The sequence below is a fragment of the Frankia sp. CcI156 genome, from assembly GCF_001983015.1.
Taxonomy (GTDB): domain Bacteria; phylum Actinomycetota; class Actinomycetes; order Frankiales; family Frankiaceae; genus Frankia; species Frankia casuarinae.
This window is the reverse complement of record NZ_MOMD01000029.1, coordinates 42,327-58,101: the sequence shown is the minus strand read 5'-3', so window position 1 is coordinate 58,101 and position 15,775 is coordinate 42,327. Positions and strand designations below refer to the sequence as shown.

At 72.2% G+C, this 15,775-nt stretch carries 13 protein-coding genes; 5 read left to right on the top strand and 8 right to left on the bottom strand.

All coding sequences use genetic code 11. The features are described 5' to 3' along the window. Positions 1-56: 56 nt before the first annotated feature. The gene (locus CcI156_RS12485; RefSeq protein ID WP_076805808.1) at positions 57-887 is read right to left on the bottom strand and encodes a hypothetical protein; all 831 of its coding nucleotides are present in this window, start codon (positions 885-887) and stop codon (positions 57-59) included. Between the two features lie 261 nt (positions 888-1,148). Here CcI156_RS12485 and CcI156_RS12480 point away from each other — a divergent pair, with 261 nt between their 5' ends. Together CcI156_RS12480 and CcI156_RS12475 are read left to right on the top strand one after the other, a co-directional pair. Next, positions 1,149-2,219 carry a Glu/Leu/Phe/Val dehydrogenase gene (locus CcI156_RS12480; RefSeq protein WP_076805803.1) on the top strand — a complete coding sequence of 357 codons (1,071 nt, stop codon included), beginning with the start codon at positions 1,149-1,151 and terminating at the stop codon, positions 2,217-2,219. A 381-nt stretch (positions 2,220-2,600) separates the two neighbouring features. Continuing rightward, complete coding sequence (locus CcI156_RS12475; protein ID WP_011434572.1) at positions 2,601-2,807, top strand: DUF3073 domain-containing protein; 207 nt, start codon at positions 2,601-2,603, stop codon at positions 2,805-2,807. 263 nt (positions 2,808-3,070) lie between these two features. Here the strand turns inward: CcI156_RS12475 and purM are convergent, their stop codons facing one another. The 3 genes from purM to CcI156_RS12460 form a co-directional block, all read right to left on the bottom strand. Continuing rightward, positions 3,071-4,180, bottom strand: a complete 1,110-nt coding sequence (purM, locus tag CcI156_RS12470) for a phosphoribosylformylglycinamidine cyclo-ligase (RefSeq protein ID WP_076805801.1) — start codon at positions 4,178-4,180, stop codon at positions 3,071-3,073. Then, on the bottom strand, positions 4,177-5,811 hold the full coding sequence (purF, locus tag CcI156_RS12465; protein ID WP_011434570.1) for an amidophosphoribosyltransferase: 1,635 nt from the start codon (positions 5,809-5,811) through the stop codon (positions 4,177-4,179). Before purF ends, purM begins: the two co-directional genes overlap by 4 nt. 257 nt (positions 5,812-6,068) lie before the next feature. Next, positions 6,069-6,881 (bottom strand): sterol carrier family protein, encoded by an 813-nt coding sequence (locus tag CcI156_RS12460; protein ID WP_011434569.1) that lies wholly within the window; start codon positions 6,879-6,881, stop codon positions 6,069-6,071. 187 nt (positions 6,882-7,068) lie between these two features. Between CcI156_RS12460 and CcI156_RS12455 the strand changes: the two genes are divergently transcribed. Then, complete coding sequence (locus CcI156_RS12455; protein WP_076805799.1) at positions 7,069-10,626, top strand: sacsin N-terminal ATP-binding-like domain-containing protein; 3,558 nt, start codon at positions 7,069-7,071, stop codon at positions 10,624-10,626. A gap of 28 nt (positions 10,627-10,654) precedes the next feature. On the opposite strand, the gene CcI156_RS12450 is transcribed toward CcI156_RS12455, so the two are convergent. Next, positions 10,655-10,993 (bottom strand): DUF2530 domain-containing protein, encoded by a 339-nt coding sequence (locus tag CcI156_RS12450; protein WP_011434567.1) that lies wholly within the window; start codon positions 10,991-10,993, stop codon positions 10,655-10,657. 57 nt (positions 10,994-11,050) lie between these two features. After that, complete coding sequence (locus CcI156_RS12445; RefSeq protein ID WP_011434566.1) at positions 11,051-11,965, bottom strand: sulfotransferase; 915 nt, start codon at positions 11,963-11,965, stop codon at positions 11,051-11,053. A gap of 644 nt (positions 11,966-12,609) precedes the next feature. On the opposite strand from CcI156_RS12445, the gene CcI156_RS12440 reads away from it, so the two are divergent. Beyond that, positions 12,610-13,125 (top strand): winged helix-turn-helix domain-containing protein, encoded by a 516-nt coding sequence (locus CcI156_RS12440; protein ID WP_076805798.1) that lies wholly within the window; start codon positions 12,610-12,612, stop codon positions 13,123-13,125. Here the strand turns inward: CcI156_RS12440 and CcI156_RS12435 are convergent. Then, positions 13,092-13,757 carry a 2'-5' RNA ligase family protein gene (locus CcI156_RS12435; protein WP_049760797.1) on the bottom strand — a complete coding sequence of 222 codons (666 nt, stop codon included), beginning with the start codon at positions 13,755-13,757 and terminating at the stop codon, positions 13,092-13,094. The genes CcI156_RS12440 and CcI156_RS12435 overlap by 34 nt on opposite strands. Positions 13,758-13,964: 207 nt before the next feature. On the opposite strand from CcI156_RS12435, the gene CcI156_RS12430 reads away from it, so the two are divergent. Next, positions 13,965-14,978, top strand: coding sequence for a Gfo/Idh/MocA family oxidoreductase (locus CcI156_RS12430; protein WP_023840617.1), 1,014 nt, complete (start codon positions 13,965-13,967; stop codon positions 14,976-14,978). 36 nt (positions 14,979-15,014) lie between these two features. Here CcI156_RS12430 and CcI156_RS12425 read toward each other — a convergent pair whose 3' ends face one another. Then, entirely contained in the window at positions 15,015-15,446 is a 432-nt protein-coding gene (locus CcI156_RS12425; protein ID WP_011434562.1) for a MarR family winged helix-turn-helix transcriptional regulator, read from the bottom strand. Between the last annotated feature and the right edge of the window lie 329 nt (positions 15,447-15,775).

Here is a 15,775-nt window from a genome sequence, read left to right as displayed (position 1 = left end):
ACTAGTCACAGCTCGTCCGACGCGGGCGGCAACTCTCAGTTAACAGAATGCGCCGATCAGCTCGCGGATTCCCGTGCCTGCAAGGGCCTCCACCTCATCAGGACTCGTTCGTAGGCTTCGACCGCTAGGTCTGTTCGCCCACGGCGTAACGCACTGACAGCCTCGACGATGTCCTCTACAGAGTTGTCGCGCCGAAGCATGTCATCGTCCAGCAGGTCAACTAGCCCGTCGTAGTCCAGTTCGACCCTGCTCTGCGGATGGAAGGACCCCAGCCAACGGGCCAGCTCGCCGACGCCCTCGACTCCTGGGGCGTCCGGAGAGCTCGCCCGCAGCGCCTCCACCGCCTCCACCRCCCGGCCCGCCCGCCGTCTGGCGAGGCTCATCGTGGTGCGGTAGATCATGGACCGCTCGGCAGTGTCCCCCGTGACCAGGGACCGTTCGGCCGGGTCGAAGAGCAGGAACCACGGCGGTGGCACCATCCAGGTACAGGTCTGCACGTGGACCTTGAGCGCGGGGCGGCGGGCCTTCCACCGGTCCAGCTCGACCTCGGCCGRCTCGATGATCCGCCGTGGCAGGAACGCCTCCGCGACGCGGTCGGGCATCAGRCCGCGGAACTCGAGCGCCGCCTGCCACACCCGCAGCTGGGTCGACCACGGACAGACGAACATCAGACCGTCGATCCACTGGACGAAGGCCGACTCGTCGGCGACGTCAAGGGTGGGATGGACGGTCGCGACCAGCGCCAGGACCCGCTCCCGGCGGGTCCCGGCCCGGCGCGAAGGCGGCCCCGCGGCGGCGTAACGCTGCCAGCGGCCACGTTCGGCCGCGGGAAAGGCAGCGAGCGGTTCGTACACCCGCAGATACGCCGCGGGGGAGACGACGGGCACCTCAGGACCCACTTACCGCGCGCGATCCGACCGACGACACCCACGCGGATGCCCTGGATCCTGGCATGCCTCGATCCTGGCACGTCCACACACAAGCCGTCCGGCCTACCGGCGCCGTAGGGTTCGCCAGGACACGATCTGCGGGCCCTGGGCGCGGCGCGGGGTGGTTGGCCCGGCGCGCGGGATCAGGGCGGTGGGGGCCACGGGCCCCACGGAGGCCCCCAGAAGGCCCCCAGAAGGCCCCGAGGAGAGAGGTGCGCCATGTCGTCCCTGTTCAGCGCCGTTTGTGACCATGAGCAGGTGCTGTTGTGCTCGGACCGTCCCTCGGGTCTTCACGCGATCATCGCCATCTACTCGACGGCGCTGGGGCCGTCGCTGGGCGGTACCCGCTTCCACCCCTACGCCGACGAGGAAGTCGCGTTGGCGGACGCCCTCGCCCTGTCCCGGGCGATGGCCTACAAGGCCGCCTGCGCCGGGCTGGACCTCGGCGGCGGCAAGGCCGTCATCATCGGTGATCCGGCCGTCGCGAAGTCGGAGCCACTGCTGCGCGCCTTCGGCCGCCATGTCGCATCACTGGGCGGCCGATACATCACCGCTTGCGACGTCGGTACCTATGTGGCGGACATGGACGTCATCGCCCGGGAAACCCGGTGGGTAACCGGACGGTCACCGGCGCACGGCGGTTCGGGCGACTCCGGCGTGCTGACCGCCTACGGGGTCTTCGAGGGCATGCGCRCCGCCGCCCGGCACCGGTGGGGAACGCCGAGCCTGGCGGGGCGCCGCGTCGCGGTCTCGGGAGTCGGCAAGGTCGGGCGGCGGCTCGTCGGGCATCTCCTCGACAGCGGCGCCTCGGTGGTCGCGGGCGACGTGGACCCGGTGGCCCTGGCCCGGCTGCGGGTGGAGTTCCCGGCGGCCGAGACCGTGCCGGACCCGGACGATCTGCTCGACCTCGACATCGACGTGTACGCCCCCTGCGCGCTGGGCGGAGCGCTGAGCGCGGAGACCGTCCGCCGGCTGCGAGCCGGCGTCGTCTGCGGCGGCGCCAACAACCAGCTCGCGCAGCCCGAGGTCGGGCGGCAGCTCGCCGACGCCGGAGTCCTGTACGCCCCCGACTTCGTGGTCAACGCCGGCGGCCTGATCCAGGTCGCGGACGAGATCGAGGGCTACTCGCCGGAGCGGGCCCGGGCCAGGGCCGCGCAGATCTTCGACACCACCTCGGAGGTGTTCCGCCTCGCCGAGGCCGAGGAGGTGACCCCGACCGAGGCCGCGGAGCGGCTCGCCGAACGCCGCATGACCGACGTGGGACGCCTGCGGGGGATCCTGCTGCCCTGACGCCGACCGCGGATGGGGTGAGACGCACCGTGAGGCGAGGCACACCGTGAGGCGAGGCACACCGTGAGGCGAGGCACACCGTGAGGCGAGGCACGATCACCCGCCCGGCGGAGGCCTGAACGTCAATGGGAACAGGTGACGGTGATCACATCCAGGCCCCGTCAAACGGGCCGCCGACGGCGGGGACGAGCGGATATCCCCGATCGAACCCACCGGACAAGCGGGTTCATACACCGTTTCCGATCGCGGACACCTTGTCCGGGGACAGGCAACTGTCGGGTTGGCGTGCCGAGAAGCCTCCGGTCCCTGTAGTCTCGGGAAGCACGAGACAGTGAGAGCACCGGGGCGGGTCCCCGTCGTCATGTTCGAGGGGGTCGAGCCATGGGGCGCGGCCGAGCTAAGGCCAAGCAGACGAAAGTCGCCCGCGAGCTCAAGTACAACTCGCCCACTATGGATCTCGACCGATTGAAGGCGGATCTGGGCGCGGGCTCGACGCGCGAGAACAACAACGACGACTCGTACGTAGATGACGACTACGGATACGACGCCTACGCAGACGACGAGGACGATCGACGTTCCTCCCGCTGACAGCGTCGCTTCGGTAGTCGCTCACCGCGGCAGGCTCACCGCGGTGGTCGTCGCCGACGGTGGTCGTCCGGGCTCAGGCCCGGGCTCCCACCGCCATAACGTGCTGCCGTGATGTTGGCCGCGCTGCATGCTTCTTCGCCAGTTCACTCCTGATCAGCCCAGGCTGCCCGGACAGGTTGCCCAACCTGCCCGGAGGGGCTGCCCTGCCCGGACGTGCTGTCCCGGACGTGCTGTCCCGGACGTGCTGTCCCGGACGGGCCGCCTCAGCGTGGATGCCGGCCGGCGAGCCGGGCCCTGGCCACGCCGGCTGGCTCCGGAGCGTCCGCCGTGCCGACCTCCCCTGCCACCCAGGCCGGCACGTCCCGCGCGGCGAGCAGCGCGAGAGCGTCGGCGACCGCGGTGGCCGGCAAGACCGCCACCATGCCGACTCCCTGGTTGAAGGTGGCTTCCATGTCCGCCTGGGTCACCTCGCCGCGCTCGGCGAGCAGACCGAAGATCGGGGGCACTGACCACGACGCCCGGTCCACCGTGGCCAGCAGGCCCRGCGGGATGACCCGGGCGAGGTTCGCCGCGAGACCGCCGCCGGTGATGTGGGCGAAGGTGTGCACCTCGACAGCCGCGGCCAGCGCCAGGCAGTCCCGAGCATAGATGCGGGTCGGAACCAGCAGGGACGTGCCCAGCGTGCCCCCCAGGGACGGGACGTATGCCTCCAGATCCTCCCGCGCGGTCTCGGGAATCCCACCGGGCTGGCCAGAATCGACAGGACCGAACAAGATATGCCGTACGAGCGAGAAGCCGTTGGAGTGGATGCCRGATGATGCCATCGCGACCACCACGTCCCCGGGCCGGACTCGCTCCGGCCCGAGCACGTCGTCGGCCTCCACGACCCCGACCCCCGTCGCGGCCAGGTCGTAGTCGTCGCTACCCATGAGCCCGGGGTGCTCGGCGGTCTCCCCGCCGACCAGCGCCGCCCCCGCCTGCTCGCAGCCGGTTGCGATGCCGGAGACGATCTCGGCCACGCGCGCGGGGACCAGGGAGCCGCACGCGATGTAGTCGAGCAGGAACAGCGGCTCCGCGCCGCACACCACGAGGTCGTCGACAACCATGGCGACCAGATCAATGCCCACGGTGTCGTGCGTGTCCAGGGCCCGGGCAACGGCAATCTTGGTGCCCACACCGTCGGTCGACGAGGCGAGCAGCGGCCGACGGTACCGCGCCGTATCCAGCGCGAACAGGCCGGCGAATCCGCCGAGCGAACCGACGACCTCGGGCCGGATCGCGCGCGCGACGTGACCGCGCATCAGCTCGACGGCACGCTCGCCCGCGGCCACGTTGACCCCGGCCGCCCGGTACGAGTTCAATCCACCGCTCATGCGGGCCTCACCCCGGCCGGCTCGGGCTCGGACTCAAGATCGGGCTCGGGCTCAGGCTCGGCGTCGTGGTTGTCCGGGGAGGGATCGGCACCGTTCATGCCCAGCGTCACGCCGCGCCGCAACGCCTCGGCGATCATGTCCTCGGTGGTCTCCGCGCCGCCCGTCGCCTCCAGCCGATGCTTGCCGAGCTTGTCGGAATCGTTCAGCGGAACCGGGTACACGCCGTCGAAGCAGGCCCGGCAGAGCGTGCCGGCCGGTTGGCGGGAGGCCTCGACGAGGCCCTCCAACGAGACGTAGGCCAGCGAGTCGGCCCCGAGAGAGGCTCTGATCTCCTCGATGCCCGCCTCACTGGCGATCAGCTCGGCGCGGGTCGCGAAGTCGATGCCGTAGAAGCAGGGCCACCGTACCGGCGGCGAGGAGATCCGGATGTGGACCTCGGCGGCGCCGGCCTCCCGCAGCATGCGCACCAGCGCGCGCTGCGTGTTGCCGCGGACGATCGAGTCGTCCACCACGACGAGGCGACGCCCCTCGATCACATCCCGCAGGGGGTTCAGCTTGAGCCGGATCCCGCGCTGCCGAATCGTCTGCGAGGGCTGGATGAAGGTGCGCCCGACGTAGGAGTTCTTGACCAGGCCCTCACCGAACGGGATACCCGACTCCTCCGCGTAGCCGACCGCGGCGGGTACCCCGGACTGCGGCACGGGGATGACCAGGTCGGCCTCCACCGGCGCCTCGCGGGCCAGCTGCCGGCCAACATCGACCCGGGTGGCGTGCACGGAACGTCCGGCGATCGACGTGTCCGGGCGGGCGAGATAGACGTACTCGAACAGGCAGCCGTGCGGATCGGGCCGGGCGAACGTGCGCGAACGCACCCCCTCGGCGTCGATGACGACCAGCTCGCCKGGAACGATCTCCCGTACGAGGGTGGCGCCGACGATGTCGAGGGCGGCCGTCTCGCTGGCGATGATCCACGCGCCGTCGGGATGGCCGTCGAGCCGGCCGAGCACGAGCGGGTGGATCCCGTGCGCGTCCCGGGCGGCATACAGCGTCGAGGCGTCCGAGAAGACCAGCGAGAAGGCCCCGGTCAGGCGGGGCAGCACGTCCATCGCCGCGTCGACGAGGGTCGGGCCGGGATGGTCGGCGAGCATGGCGGTGATGAGGTCCGAGTCGGTGGTCGCCCGCAGGCGGTCCCGCTCCGCGCCGAGCGTCCGCGCGAGCTCGACGATGTTGGTGAGGTTGCCGTTGTGYCCGAGCGCGATGGGGCCGCCGAAGCGGGCGGTGCGGTACGACGGCTGGGCGTTCTCCCAGGTGGAGGAGCCCGTCGTCGAGTACCGGGTGTGACCGACCGCCACATGGCCGCTCAGGCTGGACAGGGTGACCTCGTCGAAGACCTGAGCGACAAGCCCCAGTTCCTTGAAGACCACCACGGTCCGACCGTCCCCGACCGCGATGCCGGCAGCCTCCTGCCCGCGGTGCTGCAGCGCGTACAGACCGTAGTAGGCCAGGTTCGCCACGTCCTCACCGGGCGCCCACACCCCGAACACACCGCAGGCGTCACGCGGCCCCGGCTCGTCGGAGAGGTCTGATTCCCATCCGGGGGTGGCGCCGAAGCGGGGTGCGACGTCTGGCACCAGGACTCCTCGACAGGTCAGGGACACCGAAGAATGCGGACGATCTCGCGCGGGACCATGCGGGACCACAGAGGTGCCGGGCTCGTCCGCTGACGTGCCGAGACGTGCCGAGACGCGCCGACCACTCCGACCACCGCCTCACCCCGGCAGCTACCTTCCACCACGCTAGCAGTGAGGACGCGCATCGGCCGTTGTGCGCGCATGCCCGGACGGACCAGATCGTCCCTGGTAGATCATCCGGACCAGCCAACCCGCATCTACAGGAGGGGCAGGTAGGAACTGAGGTCGGCGCGCTCGCCGCTGGCCGCGACCCGGCCGTCGGCCACCGCCTCGGCCCACGGCAGGCGGCCCGCGCACAGCAGGACGAAGGCGACGGGTTCGGCCTCGACGACATTCGGCGGTGTGCCCCGGGTATGGCGTGGACCCTCGACGATCTGCACGGCTGTGAACGGCGGCACCCGCAGTTCCACCGAGCGTCCGGGTGCCCGCTCGGCGAACATCTCCGCGAACACCTTCGTCGCCGCCCTGAGCGCATCCCGGACCGGCGTGACGCCTAGATCGAGGCCGTGCACCACCGCCTCGACCGCTCGGGTGCGCAGGAACTCCGCCAGTCGCATTGGGCCGCCCGGCGTCGGGACCACCGCTTCCTGAGTCACCGCGGCCATGGCGGCCACCGCGGCCGACACCTCGCCGGCCAGCCGGCCTCTGATCTCGGCCGGCCCACGGTTCGCCGCCAGCGAGCGGGCGGTGTCCGCGACGGCCTCCGTCCGGGTTCCGGCGCCCGTCAGGTAGCCGCTCGCGGTGACGAGATCCCTCGCCGTGACGAGATCCGTCGTGCGCCGGGACGCCGGGACCGCGGGGGCCAGGGCCTCGGTGAGCGCGGACGCGGAGCGGGAGACGTGCAGGACGAGGTCGCCGACCGTCCAGCCGGGCAGCGGACTCGGCACCCCGAGGGCCCCGTCGGGCAGGACACTCACCGCATCGACGATCCGCTGCCACTGGTCCGCCAACGTCGCGGCCAGCTCGGTACCGGTCGCCCTGGGATCCTGGCGGCGTCCGCGGGGTGGCACCCCTCCATCCTGCCCGGCGCCGCGTCCCGGCCGGATAGCCTACCTGCCAGATACCACCAGGCACCACCCGATAACATCTAGTACAAACCGGTACAAACCGGTACGCGGTTATATCCGGCTGTCCGCGCGCGCCGGTGTGCCGGACCCGATCCCCCGCCCTGCCGGGCAGGAAGACGAGTATGGACGGGTGCCAGTGACGATCCCGCGCGCTCCCGCCGACGAGTACGCAACCGCCGCGATCCGGCAGCGGGTTCTTGACGCCTGGGCCGCCTCCCCGGCCCGCTTCCGGGAAGACGCCAATGCCGAGGAGGACGCGGCTCTCGGCGCCTACCGCGACCGCCTCGTCGTCGAACTTGTGCAGAACGCGGTCGACGCCGCGCGTGAGGCCGGCGTCCCGGCCCGGGTGTACCTGCGGCTGCGCACCTCCGCTTCGGAGTCGGATGCTCCGGATGCTTCGAAGACCGGCGCCGGTCCCGGGGGCCTGCTGGAGATCGCCAACACGGGGGCACCGCTGAGCCCGGCGGGGGTGGAGGCGCTGTCGACCCTGCGTGCCTCGGCGAAACGGGACACCACGTCGGTAGGGCGGTTCGGCGCCGGGTTCGCCGCAGTGCTCGCGGTGAGCGACGATCCCTCGATCGTCTCCCGGTCCCGCCCGGGCGGGGGGGCGTCCGGAGTCACCTGGTCGAAGAGCAGGGTGATCAAGGCCGTGACGGCCGCGGGGGTGGGCTGCGCCGGCACCACGACGCCGGCGCCGGGCCTGACCGAAGAACTGGCCCGGCGCGACGGGGCGGTACCCATCCTCCGGCTGCCATTCGATCTTCCCGCGCCGCCCGCACCGCCGGACGGGTACGACACCGTGATCCGCCTCCCGCTGCGGGACGTCGCGGCGGCCACGGCGGCCCGGGATCTGCTGGCCGGGCTCGATCCGACCCTGCCGCTCGTCCTCGGCGGTCCCAGCGAGATCGTGGTTGACGTCGACGGAGCCGTTCGGACGATCACCTGTCGATGGATCCGCGGGGGCGGCTCATCCCAGCCCGCGCCGGGCGTGACGGCGACCCGCGTGGAGATCGCCGATCTCGACGGCGAGCGCTGGCGCGGCATCGCCCGTAGCGGCGTGATCCCGGCCAACCTGCTGGCCGACCGCCCGGTAGAGGAGCGCGGCCGGAACCGCTTCACCGCCCGGGTCATGGTCCGCGACGGCGGATGGCCCGAGGGCGTCGCCCGGGTCGTGCGGGCACCTCAGCCGACGGACGAACCGATCTCGCTGCCGATCCTGGCGAGCGTCGAGCTGCCACTGGATCCCTCGCGTCGACACACGGTATCGGGTCCGTTACGAGACTGGCTCACCGATCAGCTGAGCGCGGCCACCGTGGCGCTGGCCGAATACCTGGGCGCCGGCAGGAACCCAGACGCCGGCAGGAACCCAGACGCCGGCAGGAACCCAGACGCCGGCAGGGACCCAGCCGAGACACCCGGCGACCCGCTGGCCGCGCTGGCCCTCGTGCCGACGGGGCTGCCGGTGGGCGAAGTCGACGGCAGGCTACGGGACGTGCTGACCCGACTTCTCCCGGACGCGGCGATGCTGCCCGCCGGTCTGCGTGGCCGGGACTGTTCCGTCTGCGATCTCGGCCCCGCGACCGATGCGGTCACCGAGCTGCTGCGCTCCTGCGGAGCCGACCCGGCCGAGGCCTGGACCGAGGCCGACCCGGCCGAGATCGCCGGCACGGACGGGGCGGGTCCGGATAGCGACGACACCGTCGCGGCGAAGGTCGATGGGCAGGTTCCCGGCCTGCTCCCGGCGGCCTATGCGGCCCGCCGGTGGCGTACCGCACTCTCCGCCCTGGGCGTTCGACGGGTGGACAGCGCCGCCCTAGTCGAGCTGCTCTCCGGGGTGCCCCGCCCGCCACACTGGTGGGGACGTCTCTATCCGCTCCTGGTCGGGGCGCCGGACCGGGATGCGCTCGGCGCGCTTCCGGTACCGGTCACGGAGGTTCCCGCGCCCTGGGAGGACACCGAGCCGCGCGGGGCAGCCGGGTCCARCGCCTTGCGGACGCGGATGGTCACCGGTCCGCGTGGGACCCTGCTGCCCACCGCCGACCTCGACATCGTCGCGCTGGCCCGATCGGGGCTGCCGCTGCGGGTCGTGCATCCCGACGCCTGCGCCCAGGACGCGGCGCGGGATGCCCTGCGCACCCTCGGCGCGCTTGAGGGCACTCCAGCGGGTGTCCTAAGGGATGCGGCGGTACGCGAGGCGGTCCTGGACGCCGATCCGGAGGACGATCCCGATGATCTCACCGCCCTGGCGAACGCGGTGCTGGCGCTGGTCCGGGACGCGGGCGAGGAGTCCGCGGCCGACCTGAGCTGGCTCGACGAGCTGCTGCTGCCGGACGGCGACGGTGACTTCACCCCGGCCGGCGAGCTGCTGATCCAGGGAGGCCCCCTGGATCGGGTGCTCGCCGAGGACGCGCCCTTCGGCACCCTGAGCGCCGAGGTCGCGCGGGCCTGGCCCGCCGAGGTACTGGCGAAGGTCGGTGTGCTGCGCACCTTCGGGGTGTTGCACGCCCACGACCTGCCGTTGGATCCCGACGAGCAGATCCTGCTTGACCTCGACGACAGCGACATCTGGGTTGACGACGTCGCGGCGGACGACCACGGCGCGCCGGGCGGCTCGGCGAACCTGCGTCGGCCGCCTCCCGGCGGGCCACCGGCACCCGCCATGATCGGGGTGTTCGCGGCGGTACGCGACCTCGAACTCGTCGACCGGACCGCCTGGCCCGAGGCGCTCGCCGAGCTCGCCCGACCACCGTTGCGGGACATCGTGTTCGCCCCCGAGCCGTCCTATACGCGCTGGTGGCTGGCGCGGCACGCGGTGCTGCCCGTCGGTGGCGACGGCCGGGTGCCCCGCTCCGCGGAACACCCGGCGGAGCGCTCCGCGGAACACCCGGCGCACCGGGACAGCAGGGTTCTGCCTCCGGGCGAGCTCGTCCTACCCGACGCGGACCCCCTGCTCACCGGGCTGTTCGCGCCGGCGGCACCGCTCCCGGGGGTCGACGACGAGTTCCTGCGCCACCTCGGCTGCCGGCTGACGCTGGAGGACGTCCTCGGCGACCTGGGCGCGGTGATGGACCTGCTCGACCGGCTGGGCGACGTTGACCGGGACGTGCCGTGGCCCGCGGCTCGCACGCTGTACATCGCCGCGGTCGACGCGGTGGCCCGGGTCCTGACGGCGCCGGACGGTTCCGCCCACGACGGGCGGTTCGACCCGCCGCTGACCGTCCGCACCCCGGACGGCGTCCGGGCCTGCGCCGACGTCGTCGTGGTGGACGCACCGGACATGCTGGGGCYGCTCGRCGCGGACCGCTTCGGGCTGCGTCTCCCGCTGGACCGGGCGGCCGAGGTGGCCCACGTCCTCGGCGTGCGCCTCACCGCCGAGGCGGGCACCTGCGAGATCGCCTCGGCGGGCCCCGGCGAGGCCCGGCAGGCACCGGACGGCACACCGTACCGGGTTCACGACCCGCTGCTGGTCGAGGATCTCGCCGGCAGGCCAACCCGGGTGCCCTGGCGGGTACTCGGCGGGATCGGCGGCGAGATCCACGTGGATGCCGAGGCCGGCTCGGACGCGCTCGCGCGGGCCCTGGCCTGGCGCGGCGGGCAGTGGGACCGGCGGCATGCGCTGGCCGCGGCGCTGCGCGACCCCGACGGTGCCGCCTTCCGAGCCGCGGAGGACGACCTMGACGAGACCTGAGCCGCGCCGCTGGGTTCCGGTCGCCGGACTATCGATCCGCGTGGTCAGGGTTTCCCCGCGCCCGCAGCCGGTTGCGGCGGCGGATCACGATCCACAGGCCGGCGAGCCCGAGGACGAAGCCGCAGATCGCCGTCGCGAACCACCAGAGCCGGCCGTCGCCCCGCAGCTCGTCGAGGAAGAACGCCATGACCAGCGCGGCGATGGCCCACAGCACGGTTCCCACCGCGACGGAGGCGACCCCGTCGTAGGGCAACGGTTCGGGCGCGGACGGGCGGGTTGTCGCGGCGGGCTCGCCGCCCTCCGGGACGGGCGGTACCTCGGGGGCGTGCGCACCACCCGTGGAATCGCTGCTTGCTGAGACGCTCATCCCGCTCGACGCTACCCTCTCGGCTCGCGGCCGGGCTGCTCGCGGCCGGGATGATAGTCAGGAGTCGTCCGCCGGTTCGACGAGCCACTCGTCGAACCGGCGTCTCGTCACGTCGCTCAGCAGGGCGATATCGGAACGGAACCCGTCCCGCAGCCGGGCCCCGATCGCCGGATCCAGCCGGGGGGCCGGGAAGGCCGGCACGGACGGGGGCGTCGGCACGGACGTCCCGGGTGGCCCGGGACGGCCTCGGCGCTCGACCCCCAGCTTGACCCCCAGCTTGACCCCCAGGAAACCGTGGGCCCGTCGAATGACGGCGGCGGGATCCCCGATCAGATCGCGGTGCGCCGTCAGGAGTACCTGCTCGCGGGGGAACAGCGTGAACAGCCGCTGCAGCTGCGTGCCGTACCTGCCCAGGGCCAGGTAGCGCCACGGCCATGGCCAGCACGCGGCCGTCCGGGCGGCCTCGGCGGCCACGGCACGTTCGAAATCGTCGAGGTCCTCAAGACCGGCCAGCCGCATCCGGACCCAGTTCGCATAGGCCCGCTCCACCGGATCACGAAGAACGACGATGAGCTTCGCGTAGGGAAGCAGTTCGTGAATATGCCGCAGCGCCGTGAAGTCGGCGAGATAGTACGGGGTGCTCTCGCCGCGCACCGCACCCGCCGGAGCCGCGTCGAACAGCGCCTCGTAGTCGGATCGCCGACGGACAGGTGATCGCTCGCCCGGCCCGGCGCGAGCCACACAGCCCGGACGACCGGCACTCCCGCCGGCTTTGTCCCAAACGGAACAGACGACGCCGGCCCGGCCTGCCGTGGTGACGTCGAGCCCGCTTTCCAGGATGCGCCCGGCCAGGAAGTACCCCGGTTGCGGGATCTCGGACATGAAGACGGATCGATGGCGGCCGAGTTCCTCGTGCAGGACCTCCGTACCCGCGTCGGGAGCACCGATCACGAAGAAATCAGGCAGAGCCACGGCATCTCCTGTTCCTGACGTCCCCGGCCGCGGTTCCTGGAACAGTCCGTGAGTATATTCACGCTTCTCCATCGGGAAGATGGATATCCCGGGACCTCCACGGCCGGCGTCATGCACCACGGATTCCACCGAAAGACCAAGAGGTGAGATAAGTCATACTTTTCAATGCTTGGCGACCACCGGAGCAGTGTGCTTCCGTTGCTCTTGTGTTGAAGCGGCTGATCCTGGTCACCCGGGGCCACATTGATCTGCTCCGCGTTGCCTCGRCCGCCTGTCCGGCGGCCTGACGGGCAGCCGCCTACCTCCCGCACGGCGCTTCACGAAGCGTCAGTCGGTCCGGACGCCGCACCAGGGCACGCCACCGTCTGTCAACCGACGTTGCCTCGTCTCGCGCGAACCGGCAAGCATCGCCAGGAAAGCCCCACCGGGCAGCGTCATCGCTGGTAGCTGCACATGCCGACCTCCCCCGAACAACATCGGCCCCGCCCTCCCCCGCCGCCGCCGGTGAGAGACACCGCCACCATCTTCGCGCCACCGCGCCGCGTACCCGGCGGACCCACCGGCCAGAACGCTGACACGTCGACGGCATCTCGCCGCCCACCCGATCTTCGGTGACCGAGAGAAACCTGACCGAAAGGCCAGCAATGCCCCCGCAGACGACCGTCCTCCCGTACCGGACGCCCCACACCGCGCCCTCCCGTGCGGCGTCCGTTCCGGCGGCGTCCCTTCCACGACCGTCCCGGCCGAGACCGTCCCTGCCGAGACCGTCCCTGCCMGCGACGGCGCCCACGCACACGCCCGACGCCGGCCTCCGGACCGGCCAGTGGGAGATCGCGCCGCCGCCCCAGCGCGGGGTGTGGGTCGACCGCACCGCCTGGCTCGCCACCGTTGACGGCCGGACCCTGCAGCTGACCTACCTGGAGTTCGAGGTACTGGACTTCTTCGTCCGCCATCCCGGGCAGGCGTACAGCCGGGAGGCACTGCTCTGCTCGGTCTGGGGCCATCAGGTCGACGACGAGTCGGCTCCCRACATCCGCACGGTGGATGTCCTGGTGACGCGGCTGCGGCGCAAGCTCGGCCCGGAGCACCGGGACCGCATCGAGACCATCCGCCGCGTGGGCTACCGCTACCGCCCGGCGGATCCCTCGACCGACGGTTGACCGCCGACGAGGTCCCAGACCGTCTCCGCCCGGTAGGTGGGGGATGATCCGGACTCGCCGCCGCCCGAGCTGCTCATCAGGATGAGCCGCTCGACGCTCCAGGGCAGCGGTGGGACATCGGCACGCAACAGCTCGACGAGCGGTTCCAGTGCTCGCCCGCGTCCGTTCGGCACCCGGGCGAGTGTCAGATGTGCGCGCAACGGACGGGTGTTCCGGCGGGCCGCCCCGGCACGCTCGGCGGCCCGCCGGACCCCGACCGCCAGCGCCGTCAGGCGTGGGCTGGCTCGCGAGCCTGCCACGTCACCGGCGGCCGCGGCGGCGGCCGCGGCAATGCCGTCGACGGATGCGTCCGCGGTCACCGGCGGTGGCTGCCGCACCGCGGTCCACAGCACCCGATCGCCGAACCGTCCGCCGCCGACCGTCTCGACGGCGAACGGGCCGTGCCGGCGTGCCACCCGCGCCAGTCTCACGCCGAGCTCGGCGCGCCGGTCGTCCGGCACCGGCCCGAGGAAGGCGAACGTGACGTGCCACTGGTCCGGCGTGGTCCAGCGCAGATCCGCCGCCGCGGCGCGCGTCCTGCGCACGGCCGCGAGCAGCGCCTCGGCGACCTCGGGGGGTGGGACGGCCGCCACGAACAGTCTGGTTGCCAGCTCAACCTCCCTGGAACGACAGGCTCCCTCTCCCTGGGACGAGACGACAGTCTCCCTGGGACGAGACGAACAGTGCGGCACGGACCTGCTCCGGGCTCGGATGGCGAGCGCTCGGCCTCCGATCGGTTCTCGGCGACAATCGGGTTGACCGGCGACCCTCGCCACCGGACGGGGAGCACTATCAATGCTGTGACGACGCTCCCCGATCTGGTGCCGCCGCGCGATCCCGCCCTTTCTCAGGCCTGGCGGGAGCTGCGGCGCGTCGTGCGTCGGCGGCAGCCGGACCTGCCCCTCGCGATGGCCCTGGTCACCGACGGCTCGGACAGCACTACCGCCGAGGTGCTGCGCGATGCCGGGGTCGACGTCGTCGGTCTCCTCGCCCCGGAGCCGCTGGAGTCCCTGGCCTGGGCCGCCGAGGCGGGTGTCCGACGGGCGTACGCCGATCTGCTCACCTTGCTCTCGGACGACATCGAGGCGGTCTGCGTGGAGATGCCGCCGCCCGCCTCCGACATCGTCGCCCGGCAAGCGGCCGAGATCGGCCTGCACGTGCTCCTGGCCGGGCCGGCGACCGTCGAGGCCGAGGCCCTGCGCGCGGTCGCCGACCTCGCCGAGGAGGGTGATCTCGCCCACGTGGTCGCGCTCGACGGGCGGGCCTGGCCGGCTGCCACCCACGTCGCGGCGACCGTTCCCTCCCTGGGCCGGCTCACCCAGATGACCGTGGTGGGCGCGCCGAACGGGCCCGCCGGGCGAGTCGAGATCATCGATCTGGCGATGCGCTGGTGCGGCGAGATCCTCGCGGTCTGCGCCGATCCGGCCGCGATGCCCGCCCCGGCGCTCACCCCGGACGCACCGGTGACGCTGGCCCTGCTGGCGGCGAGCGGCGCGACGGTCCTGATCAACGAGCAGATGGGCGGGAACCTCGGCACAGCCACCCTCACGGTATGCGGCGACTCCGGACGCATCGTCGTCCGGGGCCGTCTGGTCCGCCGCCAGGACGGCAGCGGCATCCGGGATCTGATGATGCCGACCGTGCCGACCTCCCGGCCGGGGCTGATGGAGGCCACCTACGACGTGGTGCGTGCCACCGAACTCGACGACGCCCGGCTGGTCCGCGGCGCCACCTTCCACGACCTGCTCACCGCGAACCACCTGATGGCCGCCGCGCAGACCTCCCATCAGCAGGGCGGTTGGGTGGAGCTCTGAACGGCGGTCGGAACGATGCTCGGATCGGCGGGCAGCCTACGAGCCGGCAAGCGCGTCCAGGATCGGTGCGGCGCGGTTCAGCGCGGCGATCTCCTCGAGTGAGAGCTCGGCCAGCCGATCGGTCAGCCATTCGTCCCGGCGCCGACGGTCGTCCTCGAGCAGGGCTCGACCCGCCTCGGTCACCTCGGCGATCACCTGACGGCCGTCGGTGGGATGCGGCCGGCGCTCGACGAGCCCGGTGACGGCCAGATGCGCGATCACCCGGGTCATCGACGGCGGCTGGACGCGCTCGTGGGCGGCGATCTCCCCGAGCGTCATGGGGCCGTGCCGCTCCAGCGTGGCAAGCGCGGAGGTCTGCGTGGGGGTGAGCCGGCTCGACCGCTCCTGGCGCATGCGCCGGGAAAGCCGCATCACCGACAGGCGCAGCGCGGACGCGAGTTCGGCCTCACGTGCCGTCTCGGTCTCCATCTCACGACGGTACTCGTTAGCGACACTCAGAAACGAATGACATTCTGGTGAACCGCCGAAAACAGCAGGAGGTGGGCCGGCCACCCCCCAGCGGCAGCCGACCCACCACCACAGGCGGCCTCTCGCGAGCTCCGGCCCCGAAGGCTCGACCCCGAAGGCTCGACCCCGAAGACCCGGCCCCGAAGGCCCGGTCCCCGAGGGACACCGACCCGTTTCTCCCAGCCTCCACCTTCGATGCCACCGCTGGCTTCGGGGGCAGCTCCAGAGTTCTTCGGGGGGTTGCCGCCGGGAGATTAGGGGGGAACCCTCGAAACCCCCGGTCGCCATGT

What these genes read in the sequence shown, in the direction of transcription:
- CcI156_RS12450 (WP_011434567.1), bottom strand. Translation starts at nt 10,993, where the DNA reads ATGAGCGTCTCAGCAAGCAGCGATTCCACGGGTGGTGCGCACGCCCCC.
- CcI156_RS12475 (WP_011434572.1), top strand. Translation starts at nt 2,601, where the DNA reads ATGGGGCGCGGCCGAGCTAAGGCCAAGCAGACGAAAGTCGCCCGCGAG.
- CcI156_RS12425 (WP_011434562.1), bottom strand. Translation starts at nt 15,446, where the DNA reads ATGGAGACCGAGACGGCACGTGAGGCCGAACTCGCGTCCGCGCTGCGC.